This window comes from Halobacterium sp. KA-4 (genome assembly GCF_021028995.1).
Taxonomy (GTDB): Archaea; Halobacteriota; Halobacteria; order Halobacteriales; family Halobacteriaceae; genus Halobacterium.
Genome location: NZ_JAJJZG010000013.1, coordinates 19,704 through 43,469 on the forward strand (window position 1 = coordinate 19,704; position 23,766 = coordinate 43,469).

The 23,766-nt window shown below is 60.5% G+C and carries 23 protein-coding genes and 1 pseudogene; 9 read left to right on the top strand and 15 right to left on the bottom strand.

Going from position 1 to position 23,766, the window contains the following annotated elements:
* Positions 1-93: 93 nt before the first annotated feature.
* From LPA44_RS12680 to LPA44_RS12690, 3 genes and pseudogenes are all read right to left on the bottom strand, one after another.
* On the bottom strand, positions 94-531 hold the full coding sequence (locus LPA44_RS12680; protein WP_230889915.1) for a hypothetical protein: 438 nt from the start codon (positions 529-531) through the stop codon (positions 94-96).
* Positions 531-1,064, bottom strand: coding sequence for a DUF7342 family protein (locus LPA44_RS12685; RefSeq protein WP_230889916.1), 534 nt, complete (start codon positions 1,062-1,064; stop codon positions 531-533). Before LPA44_RS12685 ends, LPA44_RS12680 begins: the two co-directional genes overlap by 1 nt.
* A gap of 254 nt (positions 1,065-1,318) precedes the next feature.
* A pseudogene (locus tag LPA44_RS12690) lies at positions 1,319-1,687 on the bottom strand (zinc ribbon domain-containing protein); the annotation flags it as partial.
* Positions 1,688-1,817: 130 nt separating this feature from the next.
* Here LPA44_RS12690 and LPA44_RS12695 point away from each other — a divergent pair.
* Positions 1,818-3,047, top strand: a complete 1,230-nt coding sequence (locus LPA44_RS12695; RefSeq protein WP_230889917.1) for an RNA-guided endonuclease InsQ/TnpB family protein — start codon at positions 1,818-1,820, stop codon at positions 3,045-3,047.
* A gap of 515 nt (positions 3,048-3,562) precedes the next feature.
* Here the strand turns inward: LPA44_RS12695 and LPA44_RS12700 are convergent.
* Positions 3,563-6,616, bottom strand: a complete 3,054-nt coding sequence (locus LPA44_RS12700; protein WP_230889918.1) for a type IV secretory system conjugative DNA transfer family protein — start codon at positions 6,614-6,616, stop codon at positions 3,563-3,565.
* Positions 6,594-7,730, bottom strand: coding sequence for a hypothetical protein (locus LPA44_RS12705; protein WP_230889919.1), 1,137 nt, complete (start codon positions 7,728-7,730; stop codon positions 6,594-6,596). Before LPA44_RS12705 ends, LPA44_RS12700 begins: the two co-directional genes overlap by 23 nt.
* Positions 7,731-8,199: 469 nt before the next feature.
* Between LPA44_RS12705 and LPA44_RS12710 the strand changes: the two genes are divergently transcribed.
* The 3 genes from LPA44_RS12710 to LPA44_RS12720 all read left to right on the top strand — a co-directional run bounded on the left by LPA44_RS12710 (position 8,200) and on the right by LPA44_RS12720 (position 10,238).
* Positions 8,200-8,580, top strand: a complete 381-nt coding sequence (locus tag LPA44_RS12710) for a hypothetical protein (RefSeq protein ID WP_230889920.1) — start codon at positions 8,200-8,202, stop codon at positions 8,578-8,580.
* 148 nt (positions 8,581-8,728) lie between these two features.
* Positions 8,729-9,298, top strand: coding sequence for a hypothetical protein (locus LPA44_RS12715; RefSeq protein WP_230889921.1), 570 nt, complete (start codon positions 8,729-8,731; stop codon positions 9,296-9,298).
* 145 nt (positions 9,299-9,443) lie between these two features.
* On the top strand, positions 9,444-10,238 hold the full coding sequence (locus tag LPA44_RS12720) for a DUF7537 family lipoprotein (RefSeq protein WP_230889922.1): 795 nt from the start codon (positions 9,444-9,446) through the stop codon (positions 10,236-10,238).
* A gap of 27 nt (positions 10,239-10,265) precedes the next feature.
* Here the strand turns inward: LPA44_RS12720 and LPA44_RS12725 are convergent, their stop codons facing one another.
* Positions 10,266-10,508, bottom strand: coding sequence for a MarR family transcriptional regulator (locus LPA44_RS12725; RefSeq protein ID WP_230889923.1), 243 nt, complete (start codon positions 10,506-10,508; stop codon positions 10,266-10,268).
* Positions 10,509-10,899: 391 nt separating this feature from the next.
* The gene (locus LPA44_RS12730) at positions 10,900-11,052 is read right to left on the bottom strand and encodes a hypothetical protein (protein ID WP_230889924.1); all 153 of its coding nucleotides are present in this window, start codon (positions 11,050-11,052) and stop codon (positions 10,900-10,902) included.
* Positions 11,053-11,272: 220 nt separating this feature from the next.
* Here LPA44_RS12730 and LPA44_RS12735 point away from each other — a divergent pair, with 220 nt between their 5' ends.
* Together LPA44_RS12735 and LPA44_RS12740 are read left to right on the top strand one after the other, a co-directional pair.
* Positions 11,273-12,103, top strand: a complete 831-nt coding sequence (locus LPA44_RS12735) for a DUF7260 family protein (protein ID WP_230889925.1) — start codon at positions 11,273-11,275, stop codon at positions 12,101-12,103.
* 106 nt (positions 12,104-12,209) lie between these two features.
* The gene (locus LPA44_RS12740) at positions 12,210-12,956 is read left to right on the top strand and encodes a hypothetical protein (protein ID WP_230889926.1); all 747 of its coding nucleotides are present in this window, start codon (positions 12,210-12,212) and stop codon (positions 12,954-12,956) included.
* 88 nt (positions 12,957-13,044) lie between these two features.
* Here LPA44_RS12740 and LPA44_RS12745 read toward each other — a convergent pair whose 3' ends face one another.
* The 4 genes from LPA44_RS12745 to LPA44_RS12760 all read right to left on the bottom strand — a co-directional run bounded on the left by LPA44_RS12745 (position 13,045) and on the right by LPA44_RS12760 (position 16,728).
* The gene (locus tag LPA44_RS12745) at positions 13,045-14,193 is read right to left on the bottom strand and encodes a tubulin/FtsZ family protein (protein WP_230889927.1); all 1,149 of its coding nucleotides are present in this window, start codon (positions 14,191-14,193) and stop codon (positions 13,045-13,047) included.
* A complete protein-coding gene (locus tag LPA44_RS12750; protein WP_230889988.1) occupies positions 14,193-15,371 on the bottom strand; it encodes a tubulin/FtsZ family protein in 1,179 nt (392 codons plus the stop codon). Before LPA44_RS12750 ends, LPA44_RS12745 begins: the two co-directional genes overlap by 1 nt.
* Before the next feature lie 165 nt (positions 15,372-15,536).
* On the bottom strand, positions 15,537-16,049 hold the full coding sequence (locus tag LPA44_RS12755; protein WP_230889928.1) for a hypothetical protein: 513 nt from the start codon (positions 16,047-16,049) through the stop codon (positions 15,537-15,539).
* Positions 16,050-16,071: 22 nt separating this feature from the next.
* Positions 16,072-16,728, bottom strand: coding sequence for an AIM24 family protein (locus tag LPA44_RS12760; protein ID WP_230889929.1), 657 nt, complete (start codon positions 16,726-16,728; stop codon positions 16,072-16,074).
* A 196-nt stretch (positions 16,729-16,924) separates the two neighbouring features.
* Between LPA44_RS12760 and LPA44_RS12765 the strand changes: the two genes are divergently transcribed.
* From LPA44_RS12765 to LPA44_RS12775, 3 genes are read left to right on the top strand one after another with little or no spacing between them, the layout of a single operon-like run.
* Positions 16,925-17,575, top strand: a complete 651-nt coding sequence (locus LPA44_RS12765; protein WP_230889930.1) for a DUF6517 family protein — start codon at positions 16,925-16,927, stop codon at positions 17,573-17,575.
* Entirely contained in the window at positions 17,572-18,483 is a 912-nt protein-coding gene (locus LPA44_RS12770; RefSeq protein ID WP_230889931.1) for a S49 family peptidase, read from the top strand. The genes LPA44_RS12765 and LPA44_RS12770 overlap by 4 nt, the downstream gene beginning before the upstream one ends.
* Positions 18,470-19,477 (top strand): GldG family protein, encoded by a 1,008-nt coding sequence (locus LPA44_RS12775; RefSeq protein ID WP_230889932.1) that lies wholly within the window; start codon positions 18,470-18,472, stop codon positions 19,475-19,477. Before LPA44_RS12770 ends, LPA44_RS12775 begins: the two co-directional genes overlap by 14 nt.
* Positions 19,478-19,498: 21 nt before the next feature.
* Here the strand turns inward: LPA44_RS12775 and LPA44_RS12780 are convergent, their stop codons facing one another.
* From LPA44_RS12780 to LPA44_RS12795, 4 genes are read right to left on the bottom strand one after another with little or no spacing between them, the layout of a single operon-like run.
* The gene (locus LPA44_RS12780; protein ID WP_230889933.1) at positions 19,499-20,248 is read right to left on the bottom strand and encodes an ABC transporter ATP-binding protein; all 750 of its coding nucleotides are present in this window, start codon (positions 20,246-20,248) and stop codon (positions 19,499-19,501) included.
* Complete coding sequence (locus LPA44_RS12785; RefSeq protein WP_230889934.1) at positions 20,245-21,135, bottom strand: ABC transporter ATP-binding protein; 891 nt, start codon at positions 21,133-21,135, stop codon at positions 20,245-20,247. The genes LPA44_RS12780 and LPA44_RS12785 overlap by 4 nt, the downstream gene beginning before the upstream one ends.
* A complete protein-coding gene (locus tag LPA44_RS12790) occupies positions 21,128-22,450 on the bottom strand; it encodes a branched-chain amino acid ABC transporter permease (protein ID WP_230889935.1) in 1,323 nt (440 codons plus the stop codon). Before LPA44_RS12790 ends, LPA44_RS12785 begins: the two co-directional genes overlap by 8 nt.
* On the bottom strand, positions 22,447-23,703 hold the full coding sequence (locus LPA44_RS12795; RefSeq protein WP_230889936.1) for a branched-chain amino acid ABC transporter permease: 1,257 nt from the start codon (positions 23,701-23,703) through the stop codon (positions 22,447-22,449). The genes LPA44_RS12790 and LPA44_RS12795 overlap by 4 nt, the downstream gene beginning before the upstream one ends.
* Positions 23,704-23,766: the final 63 nt, after the last annotated feature.

Genomic DNA, 23,766 nt, shown 5'->3' on the forward strand with positions numbered 1-23,766 from the left:
AAGACAGACGAAACGTACTGTGTGGGCTATTGAATTCGAGTTGGTCGCTGGCGAATTTGCCGACGATTGAAGACGCAATACCCAATTTTGGGGTTATTCCCAGTGGTCGGTAAGCCGTTGTTCGATGGCGTCGAGGACGGTTGAGTACACATCGAGTGGGTGTTGGGAAGGGAGCGAAAGGTCGGTGATGTCGTTGCTGTCTGGGGGGTGGTGGAAGTGGATTCGTGTATTGTGGGTGTTGGGGTGGCGGTCCCATCGGCACTCCCAGTGGGTGGTGTCTGAGTTGGCTTCGAGATAGTGAAAGGAGAAATCACCGGTGGTGAACCAGCGCACGTCCAGTCGGGCGGTAGTCGTCGATGCTGGGTAGCGGGCTGTGTCGAGGTGTGCGTGGAGGAGTCGTGGTTCGTGGGGCGTTGGGTCGAAGGTAGTGGTCTCAACGAGTGGATCGGATGCGAGGTGTCGTTCGAGGAGGCGAAGGGTTTGACGGTCGGGCGGGCCGGTTGATGCTGGGGAGTCCGATGGCGGACCCATTAGGCGGGGATGAGGTGGCCGTCGTTTTGGGCGAGTTGGCGGGCGAGTTCGTAGAGTCGAATATCGCGGGTGGTGGCCTGCCAGTCGCTTACCGCTTCCATGCGCTCGTGTACTGCATCATGGTCGTCTACCTCGAAGACTGTGACAGACGCTGGGTCAGTCGTTTCGAAGCGCTGCTCGTAGGCGTCTCGTTGGGCTTCAAGGTCGGCGACGCGGTCAATAATCTCATCAACCGTGAGTTCGTGGGCGATACGGCGGGCTTCCTGCCATTCGAGGTAGCCGTCATCGCGTTCGTAGCGCGTTGGCCGGCTCTGTTCGTCCTTGTGGACAACGCCCATCTCAGCGAGCCGGTCAAGGTGTTTTTTGGCGGTGTTCGCCGAGCAGTCTGCTCGATCCGCAATATCACCATACGGCGTCGGTGTGGTGATGCCAAGGATGACGTCGTAGACGCGGTCGAAGGTGTCCGTTTCAGCCATCCACCGTTTCCGGGCGCCATTACTGTCGTTCTGGGGCGCTGGGTCAAAACCGCTCATACCACGTCACACACGCTCCACGAAAATATACGCTTTGGTTACGAATATATTTGTGAGAATAGCGCCGGTCAAGCAGTGGAATCAACTCCGACAGGTCGTCCCTACTCCCACTCGACTCGGTGGATTGCACCTGGAAGCAAGGTGAGTCTCGCGCGAAGACATCTATGGGAGGTGATCAACAGCTGTGACCTCCTCCTGGCGGTAAACGGCGAGGCTTCCCAAACCGCAGCGTTGGGATATTTGCCGGTTTACGGTCATACCTGCTCTTGTGGGGCGACTCTCCCCGTCGATTTATCGAACAGGCGCACCAATGGCTGGGCCAGACAGCCGGTACTCCTATCCCGTGAGGGACTCGGAGTTACCGTCGCTCGCATATTCTCCGCCGCGTTCAGGTCGCTGTTAGCGACCAGCTCGCAGTTCTCACAGACGTACAACCCACGTTCAACACGGTTTGCATCCGCTTTCATCCCGCACTCACAACACGTTATTGACGTGGCTAACTCGTACTCGTCAACCCGTTCGACGTCAATCCCGCGCTCTTCGGCCTTGTACTCGATTTGCTGAATCAGAATGCCAAACGCCCAATCGTGCAGACGTTTGTTTCCGTGTCTCCCCCAGTCTTCATAGCGGTAACAGCGCGGAAACCCACCCCTTCAGGAGTGGGAGCAAGCGCGTCCGCTCAGTGACACAACCCACCGACTACAACAGGGCCCACTCCCAGCATTTTTGAACCATCAAACACACATATGAGGTATGGAGAAGCGGCGTACTGTCCCTGTGAAACTCGACGTGGACAGCCATAGCGCCGCACTCCTCGAAGACACCATAGACGAGTTCCTCTGGGCTGCCAACTACGTGACACGCCACGCTTTCGACGGCGAATACGTCACCACCAGCAAGACCACGCTCCACGACGAAACGTACGACGACGTGCGCGAGGAAACACCGTTACACAGCAATCACGTCCAAGCCGCCCGCAACAAGGCCGCTGACGCCGCCAAAAGCATCCTCGCAAAGTGGAAGCAAGGCAAGAAGGCGTCGATGCCTCACTTCACTAGCCCACATCTCGTCTACGACCACCGCACTGCGACCTTCCACGACGACTACGTGTCGCTGGCAACCGTTAACGGTCGCATCGAAGCCGACTACGTGCTTCCATCCGAGGAGCGAGAGACGCCCCACGCTGAATACTTCTTCTCCGACGAGTATGAGACAACTGGGGCAGAACTACATTACACGAACGACAACTGGATGCTTCACATCCACTGCAAAACGGACGTGGAGTCTGACACGCCGGAACAGGAAACCACCGAGAACGGAACGGTTCTCGGGGTTGACCTCGGCGTGACCAATCTTGCCGTTGCTTCAACTGGGACGTTCTGGACTGGCGACGAGTTCGACCACTGGCGCCGCGAATACGAGACCCGGCGTGGTGACTTCCAGGAACACGGCACACGGTGGGCACACCAGAACATCCAATCTGTCGGTCGGAAAGAGACCGGTCGATTCAAACTCACACTCCACCGCATCAGTAACGAACTCGTCGCAGAAGCCCGTGAAAACGAGTGCTCAGTAATCGCGTTTGAAAACCTGACCGACATTCGTGAGCGTACTGGCGCGTCATGGGGCCACAAGTGGGCGTTCAACCGCCTCTACGACTACGTCGAATACAAAGCCGAAGAGTACGGTATTGACGTCGAGCAGGTTGCCCCGGAGAACACGAGTCGGCGGTGCTCAACGTGTGGGTTCACGCACCCGGACAACCGTGAGAGTGAATCGTTCGAGTGTCTGAAGTGTGGCTACGAGAATCACGCCGACTACAACGCCGCCAAGAACATCGGTTTGCGGTATCTCCGCCGGACCCAAACTGGCGCCGGTGGAGGCGCACCCGTAGGCGTGCGCTTGAACAGCGGGACGCTGAACGCGAACGGAGCGTATGAACCTCCTGCCGACAGTGTCGGCCAGAGCGCGAGTCCACGCTGAAAGCCCACGGCTTTAGCCGTGGGTTAGCTTACTGACACGTATCACGGTGAACAACAGTGGTGAGGCAGTACTACGTCCCGCAGGTACTGTAGTTGATCACGGTGTTTCCGAGGAGCGGAGGGTCGACCTTTCACTTGAAGCGGTGGTGTGTGTCTGTTGGTGTGGTTTGTGGTCGAGCAAGCAGCAGGCTTCGAGCCGAATGGCGGTCGAGAGAGTAATTCGTGGGGGTGAGAAGATATCTCTCAGCAGTCAATGAACCTAGGGTGGATTTGGATTGTCCAGACAATCGTCTAGGCGGGAATTCCCGCCTATACTAGTTGTTAATTTCGGGGATTCTGTCTGGACAGCCGCGCCGTCTGGTGGTTCTGTCTGGACAGGCGTATACAGACAACCGCTGTCTGGACAGGACTGTCTGGACAAATACTGTATTCCGCGTTTCAAGCCCTGAAACCCCAGAATAACCGCGGGACTGTCTGGACAGCTCCTCGGGATACGTATTGCCCGTGGAGGCGAGGTTAGCCGTTGTTGGTTTGGCCGGTGTTGGTGAAGGTGAGGTCCTCAAAGACGTGGATGCGTTCGCCATCAACCCGCGGCCTTGCAATCTCGAAGTCAATTGTTTGGCGTAATTTGCGAGTGAACCATCGCTTCGAGAGTTCCTCGATGTCGTGGTGGTCTGTCCAGGCCCGGTAGGCCTGATAGAGCTCATCTCGTGGCAGCCGTGCATCCTTGCTGTTCGTGAGATGCAGGTCGGCGAATGTTTCGATACCACCCTCACTGGAGTCGACATCTGCTGTTGCAATCGCACCGGTTTGAATCGTCGATGCCGGTGCGTGATTGTGAGGTTCCTTGGGTGTCTGCTTGTTGGGAGTTGAAGCCGATTCACCTAGTCCAGTAAGCGGGTTCGTATCGGCGGGGGACGTTGGGAGTGGGTGGACGTGCCCGTCAGTGTAGCGTTTTGGTTGCCCTCCTTGCGGGAGGATGAGGATGTGGTAGCTGTCGCGGTCGTAGTTTGGCGTAGGGAGGTTGACGGCAGGGATGAATGGGCGTTTGATTGGCGTCCACTCTTCTCGGAGCCGTGCTTCTGATTGGTCGACGTTGGTGTTGCCGGGGGTGTAGACGGTGTATTGGGCTGTTTCTTGGTCGTAGCTGTAGTACGCTGGGAGGCTGTCTTTCGAAATTGGGGCGTTGGCTGGCAGGCTGGCGAACTCGGTGTCGCCGTCCGACAGCTCCCACTCATCGTCTCGGCGAATCCATACCGTCTGCTTGGAATCTGTCTTCGGGCGAAGGCCGGTGACACCACCGTCGATTGTGGCGCCGCCATTGAACGTGAGGGGTTCGTCGGAGTTGTAGAAGCGCTCGGACCCATCAGACATTTGCCGGACTGGGGGTGATAGAATCGATTCAACACGACTGGCATACTGGGTTTCGGATTCTTCTCCGGGCCGAACCACAAACAGCGGTGTTCGATCCGATTCTTGTGCACGCGCCAGGTTCGTGAGCACTTTTGACGGACGCCGATACGTCGTTGTTTCAGCTTCAATGCTATAGACCGTCTCCTCATTCGGATGGATGGCTGTGGCGTCGGGTTGCTCGCTGCCGTCTTGCTCGCGGATGTCGACACTGAATCCACGTGTTGTGAGTGCGGCTTCGGTATCGAACAGCAGGTTGTCGTGGGCGTCACCGCCCGCCGATGCAATGTCTCCTGTCGTGGGTTTTGCTGCGGTTTCGCCGGTGTCGGTGAGCTGTACCACTGGGTTGCCAGCCACGGTGTCGACCACAAATCGCGTGGAGTTCGCGCGTAGCTCCGGGAGGTCCACGTCATCGTAGTCGAGGTCGTGTTGGATGAGGGAGTGGCGGCGTGCGAGTTCCGCATCGACGGCCTTGGTGGTCACCCAGTCGTTGTCCAGTCGTGAGTCTTCGCGGAGTTGGACGGCTCGAACGGCAGCCGCCAACTCTGCAGTCACCTCTGAATGAAGCGCTGTCTGCCCGGTTGTATCCGAGAAGACGAGTTGTTCGTGGATCTCGACGTCCGATAATTGTGGTGTGCCGTGTTCTGCGAGACTGGCGTCGATGATGGTATCGATGGCTTCAGTTGTCCGGAGTGGTGGGTAGGGTGGGAAGGTGTTGATGCGGACGGGATTGGAATAGCTCTGATCTTCGCGGGGGAGTTTCGTCCAGAGCTGGTAGCGCCCCGTCCCTAGCAAGTCTTCGGCGCTGTACTCTTGGAAGCGTTCCATGAGGATGCGCGCGTCACTCTTGGCGTTGACGGAGAATGCGAGGGTGGTATCGCAGTTGTTCCGCACTGCATCCTGCGTCGAGGAATCCAACTGGGAGGGATACTGGCAGGACAGCGTCACGGAGAGCCGATTGGAGCGTGCTCTGGCGAGCATCCCCTCGAGGTCGAGGTTTGGACTTGCAATATCGTCGAATTCGTCGCAGAACAGGAAGTAGGGGTCTGGCTGGCCGTCTTGACTTCTTGCGCGTTGGCGGACGGCCGTCCAGAGTTGCCGCATCACACCCAGCGAGATCATCTGCTTAACTGAGGAATTCTCGATTGGCGTGCGGACGATGACAATCCGGTCGTTGTCAATAATGTCTCGGAAGTCAATCGTACTCTGTTTGTGCGCGATGATCTGGCGGATCACTGGGCTCTCCACCCACGCCTTCAACCGCTTCAATAGTGGCCGAATCGTCTTATCCGGCATTGCGGCGATCTCTTCGCAGAATTCCCTGAGGTAGCGGTCTTCAACGGTCTCAGCGAAGTCCTCGCGGCGGTCGGCTTCGAGGAGGATATAGTACATGTCGATGAGCGAGTACTGGGTGTCCGACTGTAGCATCGCTCGGGCCATCGATTCGGTGATCGATTCCATGTTGATTCCCCAGTACTCGCCATTACTCAGGACGGCTTTCAGCGTCTCAATCCGCGTCTCAATCTCTTCTTCCCGGCTGACAGCGGAGTCACCACTGGGTATGTCGAGGAAGTTCAACCCGACTGTGTCTTCTCTGTCGAGGTTCCCGGGTTCGACCCAAACCACGTCATCCAGGCGGTCCTCGGGGAGTTTTCGCAGGAGGTCGCGGGAGTCTTGGCCTTTCGGGTCGACGTAGACGAAGCCATGTCCCTCATTCGCGAGTTGGGTCATGCTATTGACCAGCATCGTGGATTTCCCGTAGCCGGTGGTGCCGCTCACCCAGAGGTGCCGGAACAATGAATTGAATGGCAGCCCTGCCTCCACAAACCCACGATGCGGGTCTTTCTGGTAGCCCAGCCAGAGTGACTGTGGTCCAGCCCCGGGGGTTACTTCGAACATCATTCGGATGTCCGCTCCGGCAACAACGCCTTCGTCAAGCGTCTCCGCCTGCACCTCGATATCACCGACTGACTCCGTACTTGTCTCGGTGATTGAATACGGGTGCTCGTTATTGCCGGTTGGGGTCTCTGGTTGCTGTTCAGGCTCATTTGCGTGTGATTTGTCCTGCGGATCGCTGGTCGCCTGATTGGTGCGTGATTCGTCACCGCCGCTGGATGCACCGCGGTTGAAAATCCCGTTAAACACTGTCGTAGCCTCCATCAGTTGCAGCTGATTCACCACCGCGCTGGGTGCTGTCAGCAAAGTTGTACTGGGTCTCCGTGCCAGACACACGGTCGCTGTCTTCGGTTGTCTTCTGGTCGAGGTTCGGCGTCGGAACCTTTCCTTCCGGGAGGTGCGCAACCCCAGCCAATTCGTCGACGGTCAACACCGTTTGCTGGGGCGTGTACTGGCGGGTTGCCATTGCCTCAACGAACTCGCGAAGCCGAGCGACCGTGCCGTCGTCATCACGATGCCAGACTGGCGTTGCTTCCAAGCCCTGCTCGGAAATGCCGTTATACTGCGTTTCGAAGATATTTGCAACACCCCGCGTGCGGGCTACGGCGTCCCGCTTCGATGGCGAAATCGCCAACACTCGAATAGTGGTGTGGTAGGCGGGTTTGTCGCGTTCGTGTTCGAGGATCTTCGCTGCACGTTTGTCAGCGGCACTTGGTGGCCGCGTTCGCGGATTCAACCACCCGACTGAGGTGCCTTGTCGGAGGCTGTTGGCGATGTCATCGATGCTGTCGCTGCGGAGGCGAGAGCCATTCGTCCACGAGGGTTTCGCGGGCCGGAACACGACTTGGGTGACGACGCGGGTATCCTCATCGCCGAGCATCTCACGGGTAAGTTCGCCGTATGGGTCGGTGTCGAAGCCCTCGTTCGTGTGGTCGCGAATCGGATAATACGACCCGATATTCGTTGCGACGCGTGCGCCAGCGACGTACTCACCGGGCTTAATCTGGGGGAGGCCATGCCCAGTCTCAACGCGTTCGATGTCAGTATTTGGGTAGTTGGTGGCGAGCCGGCGCCGGAGCGTGTCCGCAGCCGCCTCCGTCGGCGCATGCACGTAGAACTCCAGTTGCTCACCAGTGAACCACGTCTCAAAGGAGTACGAGTCGCTCTGGTTCGACCCCCAGAAGGATGTCTCGACGTCATGCAGACTCCGGTATATTCCGGCGGCATCCTGAACGCCAGCCGAATGCGTGTGGGGCTGCACTCGCAATAGGACGCCCCAGGTGTCTTCGACAGCATACTCGAGAGGGTCGCCGGCGGTGATTTGGGCGGCGGTATAGGTTGGCGGGCCGAAGACGAGGCGATGAGCCTTATTCAGCATCGCGACACCACTGAGGCATCAATAGTTGTCTGTATATTTGATAAGGATCGGTGCTTGCGTATACGCGAGAGCGTCATTACCGGCTTACTAATGGCTACAATCGTTTAAAATAGAAATTAAAGAAAAATGTATATTCCACTTATAGGAATGACGTGGATATTGCCTAAGGAGTTTGTCCGTGATGGCGGTGATTAACCGCCACAAGAAGAACTCATAGTTTCTGAAGCCGTAATTTCTGAAATCGAGAGTTCCATTCTAGCTTGAGGATTTAATTACTGTTAAAGTGTATTCTTCAGTACTTCCCGAAGCTACTCCCCACACTGATGTGGTTCGCCGGCTAATTTGTTGTAGGACAGCCGCACAGTAGGCCTGCGACGCGAACTACAATCCAGACTGGTGGCGTGAATGTGTCCGCTGATCGGGGAGGCACGCAGAAAGCTTATCAGGCCCACGCTTGGTTCTCTGCCTTGTGCAGGAGCGGGCTCTCGCAGTGAACGGTGGCACGATCGGGCTCGTACTCGGGGCTGTCCTCTATGCCGGCGTCTGGCTGCGAGTGTTCGGTTCGGGGTCACCGTTCACGTCCTATCTCTGGATTTCGTTCGGGGGACTTGCACTGGGCGGCTTAGCGGGCTTCACCCTGGGGCGAGAGCGGTTGGTCACCCCGGTCTCGCTTGCCCTTCTCGTCCTGTTGGTCGGAGTGCTATCGACTGGTGGCGTCGACGGAGGCATGTCCAGCCCGGGTGCGTACTCAATGGTGTTCATCTTCGGGTGGCCGCTGCTCTTCGTGCTGGCTGGCCTACTGGCTCTCGTCGAGCACTACGACAGCATCTGGCCACGGTCGCCACTGTAGGTAGCTGGCAGGCGTTTGTCTGTCCTTTCCCAAACCGGCGAACCACATACGACAGGTGTTCCCCAGCTGATTTGCACTGAAACAGCCGCTCAGGAGGGATGCGAGCTGCCCAGAAGACACTTATCCAACATGTTTTGAAATGGTAATCATGCCCCCTGACCGGTCTCGCCGTGCCATCCTCGCAAGTCTCACGAGCGTACTGCTTGCCGGCTGTAGCGGCAGCTCACCGACCGAGACACCCACACAGGACACCCCAAATTCAACCACGCCCGCTCCCTCCTCCCCGCCGTCGTGTTCAGGATCTGGCGAGGTAACTCTCACCGCCGAAAGCGAGGTGTTCACCATCAATGAGAAGTACGACGGGTTCGAGTTCACGCTCCGCAATCAGACGACGGCTTCGCTGACGATCACGCGGACGGAGGCGTGGGAAATCGAGAGACGCACATCTGATGGCTGGGAGCAAGTCGCAACTGAGGGCGGTGTCGCAGACAGTGAGACTCGAACGCTGGACTGTGGCGAGAAACACGCATGGCATCTCGCACTCTTCGAACATCCCACGCCACCCGGCCGCAAAACGACGTATCTCTTTGTGAATCTCGCCGAGGGACGGTACAAATTCTCGGTAACGGGCACTCTCGAAACTGGCGTAGAGATCACTCGCGCAACCCAGTTTGAAGTGCGGAGACAACTCCCACCCCAGACTGAGACTGAAGACTAATGTCTGGGGTACGATGATCGTGCCGCGACGCATTCGAGCCGCGTCCAGCAAGATCACTAGCGTGCCGAACAGCCGTCACACACCGCTGCATCCGGTGAGAACTACCCCTGCGTTTCTAATGACGTGTGATGTAACCAGTCATTAGATGGCGAACCAGGATCGTCCACCCCTCGTCCTGATTGTCCTCCTCATTGTGCTCGCGGGGTGTAGTGGGCAACCAGTCGCGCCTAATACGACCTCCCCGCCGGACGCGGCGACCAGCACGACCACCGACCGCGATACACCCCAGTTGCTGCTCGCGCCTGGCCTTACCGACTCGGGTGTGACTGACGCGTGGGCACTGGCACAAGCCCACCGTGACAGCCTCGCCAACACGACGTACACTCAATATGGCCAGCGCGCCGTACGCGCGAATAACACGCTCCGCCAAGCGGTAACAACGACACTCCGGCAGGGACAGGGAGACCGCTACGTCTACGAGCGCCACGCTCACGGCACGGCCGCCGCACTCCCAAATCTGACCGTGTTCCGGAACGAGTCGACGCTCGCACAACGGACAACGTACGATAATGGCACCGTCATGTATAGCGGCCCTGAGGCGGCTGCGACGCCCGCGACGGAGCGCTACGGGAATGTGTACGCCGTGCTGACTGCAAGTTCTACGACCGTCTCAGACACGGTCGACCGCAACGGCGCGACGCGCTACCGCGTGACGTCGACCGGCCCACCGATGAGTTCGTCGGCGTACGCCGGTGTCTCCAACTACACCATGGTTGCGCTCGTCGGCTCCGATGGGCTCGTCCACGCGTACACTATCTCCTATGCGGCGACCCGGGATGGGCGGGCAGTCACGGTCACTATAGGGATGCGGTTCACCGCTCGTGGGCGGACGGTTGTCCATCCGCCTGAATGGGTTGCAGACGCGCTTGCGAGCGACTAGCCTGCTCTGGGGTGTCTTTGGTCGGCGTTAGTTGAGGGAGTAGACTTGTTTGCGGGCGTCTGTGAATGAGAATCGGGAGGTGATGGCGTTTGCTTCTTCGAGGCGGGTGAGTGCGTATCGGACGGTGCGGTCGGGGAGGAGGGTTTCGTCGGCGAGCTCGCTTTGGGTGAGGGTGTCGTTGTGTTCGAGGACTTTTGCGACGAGTTTCGCGCTGGGCGGCAGATCTTGGATTGCCTCAGCGGTGGTGTCGTCCATGCTTGTTGTACTCATGCTCACCTCGCCAGTTTTGAGCGAACGATATTAATCCCTACGTTTGTCCAGCCTACGCATTATTTTTCGGAGTCGATACAACAAATGGGAGATTTAAGACGGGTGACGCAGTCGACCAGCCGAGAAGCACCTCAACAGATTTATCGGCGGTGAGCGCAGTATTCTATAGTGTTGGTTCTGGCCGCGGAGGCCGGCCAACGCTTGGAAGATTGAGGTCGACGCTGTTGAGGGGGGCGTCACAATCTCTTCCAAGATTTCCTACTCAAGTACCACAGCGAGCCAGTAGAACTTGAACTCGTGGCTGTCGCTCTGGAGCACCGCGTGCGTTCCGCGCCAGCGGAAGCGCTGGAGCGCCCCACAGGCCGGGGCTTCGGTAAGGCGAACGAGATCGTCACTCTTGGCCGCTGGAGTCCTCGGCTTCCTCACCGCGTTCAGACGAGTCCGTGAGGTCATCCAACGTATCTCGAAACTCCGCGTGCTGTGCAGCGATCTCCTCTTGGAGCGATTCGGCTTTTTCTCCTTCGTGTTCTTGGTCTCGACTCATAGCGTACTGCTTGCGGATTGCTTGATTGGGTTGGGGATATTAGCAGCTGCGGTCCCCGAGCAAAGCCCACCTGCTACGAAAACCGCCCACTGTGTGGACGAGACGAACGACATCTCGGCACCGCTGGAATTAGTTGGATTCTCTGTATGTGGAAAATAGGCAACACGCCTATATATTTCTATTAGTAATAGTTTACTCAGTTTCAACGAAAATCAGACTCATGCTCCAGCCGATCACGCTGAACGTCGGGAACCCAGGTTCGCACACGCGCATCGATTGCCTGCAGGAAGCACACCAGAAAGTCGCCGAAGAACAAGAGCTTCTACGCACGGAAGCAAACGCCTTCAGCGACTTCTGTGCCCGCCTCGACGGAATAGACTGCGAAACCAAACCCCGGGAGGCAGTCACTTCAACCTCAGCCAGACACGATACCGTCGCCTTCCACAGCGACCCAGTCCCACCCCAAGGAGACACGCCGATTCGGGATGCGTACGTCGAGACCGTAATGGACACCCCACATTACGAACGAGAGTACGCAGATTCGTACTGGGAGAGCATCACTGCAGAGTTCGGGAACGAATTCGCGATGATGCTCGATCAGGCAGCAGTAATCACTCCAGCATTGAAAGACCACGTGCTGACAGCAGCACAGCAGTCGAAAGCACAACGAAAACAGCTGATCTCGACACTCAACCGGGAAGCCTCCGCACTAGAGGAAGCACACGCGGACCTGTATACGATCGCTGAAGAAACCAACGCGATCCGATCGCGACCATTTCACGACTGTACAACCCCTGAACTCCAGCACCTCCGCGCTGATATTGACCAGCTCTCCGCGCAGTGCGAAGAACTCGCCACACGCCGACAAACCGGTGATCTAGAACTTCACTCAGTCGGCGCTGGCCTCAAAAACACCCTTCGGCGAACCAAGTACTTCTACGAATCCCTCCAAACCACCCATCCCATCCTGGACCCCATCGCCACCATCAGCGACCAACTCACAACCACCAACCAACGCATCACCGACATCCTCGCTACCAGAACCGCTTAAGAACTGTCGCAGCCTTCCGCCCAACCCCCGTGGTAGCTCTCAGTTTCGGCCGCCGAGGAAAATTCCCTCACAGTCCTTATTACAGAGCCGGTGGATGGTCTGAATAATGGGTACGCTGCGAGATCTCCTTACCGCCGCCAAGATTGACCTGACACGGCTGCTGGCCGCGTGGCGTGACATCGCGTTCTCTCGACAGGCCGATGAGTATTCGATTCAAGACCGCTGGCACCTCAACTCTCCCGTCGAGCAACTCGCGTTCTGGGCGTGGAGCCTCCTCGGCGCCATCCTCATCACCGTCCTCTACCCGTTCGCCGCACTCGGCTTCTGGACGCGCTACGTCGGCCGACAAATCGACCGGCTCGTCGCCGGCCTCGGCGTCCTCGTCATCATCGCCGCGATGGCCGTCCTCTGGGGTGGCCTCACAGCACTCGCCTGGGATCGCCTGCCAACAACCGGCTTCCGTGCCGTGCTCGCCGCAAGCGTCGTCGCAACCGCCTCAGTCGGCCTTAGCTGGGTGTTCGCCCGCCGCGGGTCGCGCCGACTCACACTCATCCTCGCGTACCCGTTCGCAGTCGCAGCCATCTTCGTTCCGCCAGTCACGGCCGCACTGTTCTCACCAACGATCGGCGCCGGCATTCTCTCGGAGAGCGAACTGTTCGCCGAATGGCTCCTCAACAACGTCGTCATCATCGGCGATCTCAGCACCACGATCCGCCAGCAATTCGAACTTGCTGGCGTCGCCTTCATCGCCATGTGGTTTGGCTTCGCCATCCCGGTCGGCTGGACGCTCGCGCTACTCGTCTCCCTCGCCAATCTGATCCGCCCGCGCACCCGCACGAACTCACGCCGCTAAACCACGGCGAAACAGCCCACAGCCACTCACGAACGGCATCGACAGACCGCCAAAACCGAGCGATGACCAAGGAAGACGGCAACCGACGCTAGTCCTGATTCTCGGGCGACATCGCCGCTTCGTCGCGGTCCCCACCAGCGTCTGCTTGGTAGTCGACGGCCTGTTGCTGGAGGGCGTCAATCCGGGGGACGTCGGTCACATTCGAGAACAGGACAACCGCTTCGAGGGTGGACGAACTGTTTCGGGGGTCGTCACCAGCGAGAATTTCGACGGTGTCAGTCTCCTGTTCGAGCCACTGGCGCGCGCTTTCGAACCCGCGCCGTGAGAGCTCCTGTGGCGGCCCGGAGAGCACAACCAGCGCTCGTTCCGCACTCGCAATATCACAGGGGACGGTGAGACGCGAGTTGGCGGCCCGCCGGACGAGTGACTTGACTTTCGCGGCATCAGTCGTTTGGGGCTCCGCTTCATCGCGGACGCCAAGCCACGTCAGCAACCGAGCAAAGACGCCGGACGGCTCCGACTCAAGTTCGGTTGCGGCGTGCCCAAGCGACGAGAGGCCGCCAGGGGCAAGCGTGCGAATGATGTCGCTCGAGTCGACCGCGTTCTCCGCGACCGTCGACGAGTCAAGTTCGCCCGCTGCAAACAGCGTCACAACTCGTGTCGCGAGCGCATGCGTTGCCTCGTCGTGGCCATCCTCATCCACTCGGGGCTGCCAGGTTTCACGGTCGAACGTAAGCATGCTGTCTGCGGCGGGCACGATCGAGCGGAGCGCGCGACCCGCATTCACTGCCGGTTGCCCGCCCTCGGCTTCGGCCGGCAGGACGCCCAGCGCGTACACCGGCTCATCGTACGTTGCCTGCAGGTCTTCGATAATGACTGACCCGGCACCGCTACCGGTGCCACTGCCAAGCCCGGCAACAACGAGGATGCCGTCGCATTCGTGGATCGGGAGCGAGTCAAACGCCCGCCGGATCTCGGGCAAGTCATTTCGCGTGACCTCAACAGCGAGGTCCGGGTCCCCGTCGACGCCCTGCTCGTCAACTGCATGATGGGTGTCGCCGATCAGGAACTGTTGCGCCTCGGGGATCATGTCCAGGTCGTCGGGGATCGTCTGGGAGATCTCGCAGACGACCGCGTTGCCGTGGCTGAACGTCCGCTCCGTCTCCGCTTCCACCGCGAGGATGCGATCGACGATCCGACTCCCGGCCTCGCCGACCCCAACGAGTGCGAGTTCCATTAGACGACCGGGTCGAGATCGTCGTTTTCGTCGGTAATCAGCTCGTTAATCTCTTCTTCACGGACGGCTTCCTGTTCGGCGATCTTCTCTTGGGCGTCGACGGCCTGATTCTGGATTGCGTCGATTCGCGGGGTTTCCGTGACGTTCGAGAGCAGGACGGCCGCCGCAAGCTGTGGCGACTGCTTGCGAGGGTCGTCACCCACGAGCACTTCCACCGTGTCGGCCTCCTGTTCGAGCCACTGGCGTGCGCTTTCGATGCCTTTCCGGGAGAACTCGCTCGGCGGCCCCGACACCACGACAAGGACGCGGTCGGCGCTGGAGATTTCGGCGGGCACCGTGAGCCGAGAGTTGACGGCGCGACGAACGAGCCCCTGAATCTTCGTTGCGTTACTCCCGTCGTCCTGTTGGGTGGTCTGGTCGCCGCTCCACCGGTCGAGGAGGCCTTCGCTCGCGTCGTTATCGACTTGGGTTGCGGCGTACCCGATTGTCGACACCCCGCCCGTGTCGAGCGTGCGGATGATGTCGCTGGAGTCCATCGCGTTCTCGGCGACTTCCGAGTCGTCCGTTTCGCCGGCCGCGAGCAGCGTCACCAGTCGGGCGGCCAGCTCGCGGTTCATTTGCTCGTAGCCTTCCTCGATTGTCTGTTCGCGCGCTCGCCAGGCGTCGTTGTCGAAGCCGATGAAGTTGTCGACCTTCGTGACAAAGGACTGCAGCGATCGCGCGGCGTTCAGTGCTGGGCGCCCGCCCTCGAATTCGCCGGGCAGCACGCCGAGGCCGTACACGGGTTCGTCGTACATTTCCTGGAGTGCGTCGATGACGACGGGGCCGCCACCGCTGCCGGTGCCGCCACCGAGACCTGCGACCACGAGCATCGCGTCGACTTCGTGAATTTCGATGTCGTCGAACGCGCGCCGGATCTCCTCGATGTCCGCCGAGGCGACTTCGGCGCCGACTTCCACGTCGCCGCCGACGCCGTGGCCTTTGGCTTTCTGGTTGGTGTCGCCGATCAGGATTCGTCGGTCCTCGGGAATGTAATCGGGCTTCGCGAGGTCCGTCCGTGCTGTGTTAATTGCGTGGACGTGCTGGCAGAGGTTGCGATCGGTGCGCGATTCGAACTCGAGCATGCGGTCCACGATTTTGCTTCCGGCGTTCCCGACGCCGATTGTGGCGAGCTTCATGACGGTCATTCTATCCCGTCATGGCTATTTAAAACCCGCGCGTCCTGAACCCTAGAATATAGGTCACCCATCCTACTATTTTCCACAAGTCACATCCCTGAAACAACCCAGAATCGTGTTTCCCACAACCAACCAGCCACAGAACCGGATTCCGCTCACAGCGTATCAGTGAGGAATAGCAAGCAACACTGCGAGAAAGCCCAACGGAACAGCAACAATCACCACATACCACACAACACCGCCAACAAGTAACAGCCACGTTGTCCCGCCGTACCCAGTCGAATCCCAATCAACCCCCAACTTTGGGAGGACATCCCCGGCAAGCAACGGCAACGCAACCACATACACGAACGCGATCTGCACCACCGTATCAAGAATCACATTCGAAACAACCGCCTGTGGCATCCGCACCAACGCCACGACCGTACCCAGCACAAAGGGCACTGCCAACCCGACCCCCACAACAAGATAACTAATCAGTAACGAGTTGGCCGGTGGAAGGCGGCGAAACAGCGACCGGAGTCGTCCGCTAAGCAGGAACGGACTCCACAGCACCACCGCGACAAGCCCCGGCGCAATCCCCAGTAGCACCGCAGATCGAGCATCCGCCAGCCCGGCCAGTCCACTCGCTGTACTCGCCAACACACCGGAACACAGCCAATCCAGATTCTGAATCAAGGAGACACCGGCGATTAGCGGCTTAAACGTGTTCTTCGTACGGCTGGACGACGACAAACCCACTCGCGTCATCGAAGTTCATCTGGAAGCGCTCACCGGACTCTTGGCCCACAAAGTCGGAGAGATTCTTATTCACCTCAACCGATGGCGAGGTGCCACTCCACGCGACGGTCGCACTCGGATCCGTCGAAACCGGCGGCTCCAGCACAAGCGGATCACCATGCGTTGTCAACGCGACGACTCCCGGCCCTTCGAGAGAGACGTTAGTGAAGCCACCAGCAAAGGAGCCAGCGAGACTATCGATCGTACTGATCTCGTAGGTGAGTTCGGATTCGAACGCGAGAATATCCTCGCCGTTGACGGTGACCGACTCACCCGCCTCCAGCTCTAGAATCTGGACTTTCTTCTCCTGGTCAGCCAGATACACGTGTCCGTCGCCGTCAACGGACATGATCGGCGTTCCTTCCCCTGTCGCCGCCTCTTTTAAGAAGCCTCGAATCCCACCTTCCGCCGACGCTTGGCCGGTGAACGAAAGGTTGCCCGTGTACGCGACCATCGCGCCGGCCTTCGCCATGATCGAGTCAGTGACGGCTACGTCAAGGGTGTAGCTGTTCTCACGCTGGAACGTGTCAGTGCTTTCCGTCGGTTCGTTCGCGGATTTGAACTGCGCAAGATCCATGGTTCACAGAGCCAGCGGCTGGCTCCACGCCAAGCGTCTCGTCGACCGGATATAAAATGAGTCGGGAGAATTCAGCCACCGAAACAACGCAGGACGCAAGACGTGTCGTAATGCTATCGTGTTTGAGCGTTCTCTCGAACTGAAACACCGAACCATGTGTTTTGTGGTGGCTGATCCTACGGCAGTGTGGAGAGTCATGCAAGCTACACGAATGCGAGTGGCGGCAGCAACCGCCCTCGTCGTCCTCACACTGACTGCCGGCTGCATCGGCGGACTATCAACTGATGGCTCCGTCGACGCTGCCGCAGTTGGAGACGCAGTCGAACAGCGGTACGTCGCCCTGAACGGCTACGACGCGACGGTCACCCGCACGGTCGAAGTCGGCGACTCGACCACCACTGCCCGCGCGAACGTCACCGTCCGCGGCGACCACCAAAAAATCACGTACACAGCTGGCCCCAACGCCGGTGAAACAGTCACGAATGCAGCCGACAGCAGTCCGGTCTTCACCGCCGGCCAACGCAGCACCGGCACAATCGCCCCGGCAAGCTATGGAGCACTCGCGGAAACACTCGTCCGAACCAGTAACGTCTCCGTCGATCGGGTAACCAACTATGGCGGCCACCAGACCGCAATCGTTGAACTCACTCCAACGGCCAACACAACGACGACAAACACCACGAACGTCACACGCACGGTCTGGGTGGACCTCAACCGTGAGATCCCCCTAAAGATCGTCACGTCATGGACGACCACCGACGGTCAGCCAGTGTCGGTCACGGTCACGTACGACGACGTCACCCTCCACGAGACGAACGCATCCGATAACACAGAGGTGGCGACGTGACATCCCTCGACGGCTCCGGCCGCCAGCTCACGCTCGTCCTCGTGCTTGTTGGCCTTCTCGTCGGCGTCGCCGTCGCGCCACAAGCTTGGGATAGCGCGAACGAACCGGAAGGGACGGTCGCTGTCGTGGAACTCCACGGCACGATCACAGGCGACTCCGCGAGCGCGGTAATTGACAACCTCCGGGAGGCCCGCCAAAATGACTCCATCAAGGCAGTTGTCCTCGACGTTGATAGCCCGGGCGGGACGGCGTCAGCAAGCGAACAGTTCTACCTTGCGGTGAAACGCACCGCAAGTGAAATGCCCGTCATGACGAGCGTTACCGGTACCGCGGCCTCCGGATCCTACTACGCTGCCGCACCCACTGACAACATCTACGTCACGCCCGCCTCTGTAATCGGCAGCATCGGCGTGCGCGCCACCCTGCCCTCAGCGAACATCCCCGAGGGGCAAATCGTCACCGGCCCGGACAAAGTCGGGGGGTCAACGCCCGACGAGGTGCGCCAGCGCGTGGAGACACTGCGCCGTGCGTTCGTCGGCTCCGTATTCGCTGAGCGCGGCGACCGCATCGAACTCACACGCGAAGAAGTCTCGCACGCGAAAGTGTACGCAGGCGCCACCGGCGTGGAGAACGGCCTCGCCGATGAAATCGGCGGCATCGACACGGCCATCGCGGCCGCCGCCGACGACGCCGGCCTCAGCAACTACAACGTGGTGCGCATGGAAGCGCCGCAGCCATCGGTGCTCGCCCAACTCGGGCTCTCCACAGCCACCTCCGGCGACACAACCACTGCACAGACCTTCGAATACCGTGGCGTCGACACCGTCCAATACCTCATGCTGCACGGAACCATCAAAACCAAGACAACTAGCAACACAACGGAGGTGACTGCGAATGCAACCGCGTAATGTTGCACGCGCTATCGGCATCATCGCCGTCGTCGCTGCAGTCGTCGTCGCCGCGGCATTCGCCGGCGGACTCCTCCTAGGCCCATCCACGCAGTCGGAAGCACCCAACGCACCCGCCTACAACACGAACGAACTCATCGCCGAACCAATCGAGGACGACGGCAGCGTCACCGCACCCACAGACGGCCAAGCGAAAACCGTCGTCATAGACATGAGCCATGGCAACGACGTCAGCGAAAACGACCTCCAACCACTGATCGACGCGCTCGTCGCCGCCGACCACAACGTCCGAATGTATAGCGGCGGGACATCAAGCATCGGCAGCCAGCCCGGTGCGGCGTTCAACGAAACGCTACGCGGCGCGGACGCGCTCGTCGCAGCCAGCCCCGCGACGACGTACTCGTCGAACGAGGTAGCGGGCGTAGAAGCATTCGCCGACGCGGGCGGTCGCGTGCTGCTCGCCGCCGAACCACCAACAACTACGAGCACAACCTCAACCGTCTCGATACCCGGCTTATCATCCGGCGGAACGATCGCCGCTGCCGGCCAGCCGACGAACCTCGCAGCGACATTCGGTGTGTCGTTCGGGAACGGCTACCTCTACGACATGACCGAGAACGCGAACAACTTCCAGTCCGTCCACGCGGGCGGTGACAGCGGCGTCGCCGACGGTGTTGAGAACGCGATACTCACCGACGCCACACCCGTAACGACCGGCGGAGACGCCTCCTCAGTGCTCACCGCCAGCGACGTCTCACTGTCGTCGACGCGTGAAGAAGCATCGTACAGCGTCGCCGCGCGCAACGGCGACGTGCTTGCCGTCGGGGACACCGACTTCCTGACGTCCAGCGCCACTGCAGGCGACAACGACGTTCTGTTGAGTAACGTCGCGGCGTTCCTCGTTAGCGGCGATAAAGAAGCAGGCGCACCGGCCAGCCCATCAAGTTCGACTGGCGAGCAGAACGGAACCATGCCGCCGGTCATGACGGCTTGATTACCCCGGCTGTAACCGGAGTTAGCCGCCGAGGAACTCCTGGCGGACCTCCTCGTCCGCAAGGAGCGCGTCGCCGTCGTCCATGTAACTGTTCTCGCCGTTGACGAGCACGTAGCCGCGGTCGCAGCGGCGCAACGCCTCCTTGGCGTTCTGCTCAACCATCAACACGGAGGTGCCGTCGTCGTTGATGCGGTCGATGCGGTCGAACATCTCGTCGACCAGGTCCGGCGCCAGCCCCGCCGAGGGTTCGTCGAGCATCAGGAGGTCGGGGTCAAGCATGAGCGCGCGCCCCATCGCCAGCATCTGCTGTTGGCCGCCCGACAGCGACCCCGCCTTCTGGCCGGACCGCTCTTCGAGAATCGGGAAACGATCATACACCGCCCGTATCTGGTCCTCGGGGACGTGGTCGAGGATGTACGCGCCCATCTCAAGGTTCTCGCGGACCGACAGCCCCGCGAAGACGTTCTCGTTCTGGGGGACGTAGCCGATGCCCTCGTGGATGATTTCCTCCGGCGGGAGTTCGTGGATGGGCGTCTCCTGGAACGTAATCGCGCCGCCCATGTACGTCGTCAGCCCGAAGATGGACTTCATCACGGTGGACTTGCCGGCCCCGTTCGGCCCAACGATAGTGACGTACTCGCCGTCACGGACGTCGAGGTCCACGCCCGAGAGCACCTGGAGGTCGCCGTAGCCCGCATCGAGGTCGCGGACCGCGAGAATACCCTCCTCGCCATCGGGGAGCGCGGCCTCGCGGGAAGCGTGCTCGCTCATACGTTCCCCCCGAGGTAGGCCTCGATAACTTCCTCATTGTTCTGTATCTGTTCGGGCGGCCCCTCATCGAGGACGCGCCCCTGGTGCATGACGATAACGTGCTCGCAGTTCTCCATAATAAGATCCATGTCGTGTTCGACGAGCAGGAACGTCAGCCCCTGCTCACGGAGGTCGTGGATACGGTCCAGGAGTTTCTCCTCCAGCGTAGGGTTGACGCCCGCGAACGGCTCGTCCAGCAACATCACATCGGGGTCGGTCATCAGCGCGCGCGCCAGTTCAAGCAGTTTGCGCTGGCCACCCGAGAGGTTACCGGCGTACTCGGTTGCGAGGTGGTCGAGTTCGAAGAACTCCAAGGTCTCCCAGGCCTCCTCGCGGAGGTCGCGCTCCTGGGTAACGACCTGCCCGCGCAGTCCCGGGACAACCGAGCGCGTGATGGATTCACCCTTCTGCCCGCCCGGCGCGAGCATCACGTTCTCCAGGACGGTCATCTCGTCGAGCTGGCGGGCAATCTGGAACGTCCGCACGAGCCCACGCTGGGCGATCTCGTGAGGCCGGAGGCCGGTGACTTCCTCGCCGCGGAAGTAGACATCGCCGGCAGTCGGCTCGTGAACCCCCGTGATGCAGTTGAACGTCGTGGACTTCCCGGCACCGTTCGGACCGATGAGCCCCGTAAGCGACCCTTCTTCGACTTCAAAGGAAGCACCATCAACGGCCGTGATACCGCCGAACTCCTTGCGCAGCCCCTCAACTCTGAGCGGAAGCCCGTGGGGGACTTCCTTCGCGCCCTTCTCGATTTCGGAGTCGGCGCCTTCCGGTTCGATATCCTCGGGGATGTCGACGTCCTCGGGCACCTCGGCGTCGGCGATGTCGTCGCCGGCGTTACTCATCGTCGTCACCCCCGTTCTCGGCAGCGGCATTACTGTGGCCGGGGCGCGTATCCGCAGCCAGTGAGACACCGGCGGCGGTCTCCTTACGTGCGCCGAGCAGGCCGTCCGGCCGGCGCTGGACAAGCACCACGAGCAACAGCCCCATACCCATGAACCGGAGCGTGTCAATATTGTTTAACAAGAATCCGGCCAGCGGCATGAGTTCGCCGCTGGCGATAGGGACAAGCGCCTCGATGAGATTCGCGGGATCAGCAGAGACCTCGAAGGCGTTCGTGATAATGTTCCGGACGACCGGCGGTGCCTCAAACAGCAGACTGGCGAACAGCGCGCCGCCGAGCACGCTCCCCATGTTCGACCCGGCGCCGCCAATAATGAGCGCGATGAAGATGTAGAACGTGATGTTCGGCCGGAACGTCACCGGCGTAATCGACGCCCGCGGCCCCATCGCGAACCAGAGGATACCCGCCAGGCCCATCAGCCCGCAGCCCAGCGCGAACGCGCGCACCTTGAAATTCTGAGTATCCTTGCCTAGCGACTGGGCGGCGGTCTCGTCCTCGCGGATAGCCTTCAGCACACGGCCGTACGGGGACTTCCCCGTACGCTCCAGGACGAGGTAGACGACCAGCAGCGCCACCAACACGCCAACCGTGTAGACGGTGGGGATGGCAACGAACCGCTCAACGCCGAACGACGAGAAGAACGAGAACACCACCTCGCCGACCGCAGTCGGCTCCGAAACGGTGTTCGTCGGGTCCTGGAGCAGCAGCGCGTTGACTGGATTCGTCGGGAGATTGTCAAAGCCGCTTGCACCGCCCGTGATGTCAGCGAATGCGGGCGTGTTGTAGAAGATACGGATGATCTCCGAGAGCGCAACCGTGACGATGGCGAGATAGTCGGCTTTCAAGCGAAGCGCGGGCAGCGCCGCGACGAGGCCAACGAGGGTGGCCGCGAGCATGCCGCCGATAATACCGATAGGGAGTGGGAGGCCAAGTCCCGGCGGCGCGCCCGTGGGCGAACTGGACAGCATCGCGACGGTGTACGCGCCGACCGCCATGAAGCCCGCCACACCGATGTTGAACAGGCCCGCGTACCCCCACTGGATGTTCAGCGCGAGCACGACGATACCGTACACCGCCGACAGGAACGTCACGCGGCGCACGAGCGCGAGCAGGCCGGTGTTCCCGTAACCGAGCTGGGTGCCGAATGCGTAGAACAGCGCCCAAATGCCGAGGAACATCACGGTGACTTTCGCGGCGTCGTACGCGAACAGGTTGCGCAGCGGGTCGAGGACATCCCGCGTGGTGGACTCGCTCATGCGGTCTTCACCCCCCCGAAGATGCCCGACGGGCGGAACAGTAGGATGAGAATCATGAGCGCGAACGCGGTCGGCCGGGCGAACGACGAGAGATCGCCCTGCAGCCAGATGAGCGACATCCGGCTCGCGAGCCCAATGACGAGCCCGCCCGCGATGGCGCCGTAGATGGAGCCGATACCACCCATGATGACCGCCGCGAAGATGAGTAACAGAAGCAGCCAGCCAGTCTGGAAGCCCAGCCCGCCCTGCGAGAGCACGAGCAGGTAGCCGGCGGCACCCGTCAGCCCGGCGCCGATGAGCCACGTCGACTTGATGACGCGCTCGGTCGGAATGCCGGTGACCTGCGCGAGCGCGCGGTTGTCGGCCATCGCGCGCATCGCCTTCCCGAGTTTCGTCTGCTGGAGGAGGATGTGGAGGCCAAACATGAGCACGGCCGCGACAACTACGAGCGTAACCTCGTGAAGGTCAATAATGATAGAGCCACGGGCCGGGCCGAGGAACGGCAGCGCGTCCGTCACCGCCTCCGCGACGTTCATCGACGGGAGCTGTTCGGTCGACGTGACGATGCGACGGCTGTTCCCGAAGACGAACGCGACCAGGTACCGGAGCATGAACGCCACGCCGATGGACGCGATGAGCAACGAGATACCGTCAGCGTCGCGCATCGGTCGGTAGACGAAGCGATCAAGCACGAGCGCGACGACGACGGTCATCGCAACGGCGACGACCAGCCCGACGACGATGGCGACCGGGGACAGCCAGATGTTCGCGCCGGCGTCCAGCGGCGGCGTCCGAAGTAAGACGAGCGAGACGAGGTCCACGTCACCCGCGCGGGACTGCCCGAGGCCGGTGACGGCGTTGACGACAGTCTCGGTGAGCGCGAGCAAGCCGCCGATGCCGGCGATGACGTAGGTGACCGCCCACCCCGAGAACGCGCCCACGGTGAGGTAGTCGCCGTGCGCGAAGTTGGCGAAGTTGAGGATGCTGTACGTCAGCGACAGGCCGATGCTCGCGAGGCCGATGACGGCGCCGATGACGACGCCGCTCCACGCCAGCCCCACGACTTCACTGATGGGGACGTCCCCGCCGAACCAGAGCGCGAACCACGGGGTCTCGAAGGGACCCATCGAGACGCCCACGAGTTTCGCGAGCAGGTCCAAGAGGAGGACGGCCGCGACCGCCCAGACGACGGCCGCGCCGGGACTGCGCCGCGCGGCCCGGAGTCCGCGTTCTACTGTTGCGTTCGCTTCCATGTGTAGTTCTCTCGTGGTAGGCTCAGACACGGAACGATAAATAACGCTCGTTCGACATGGCAG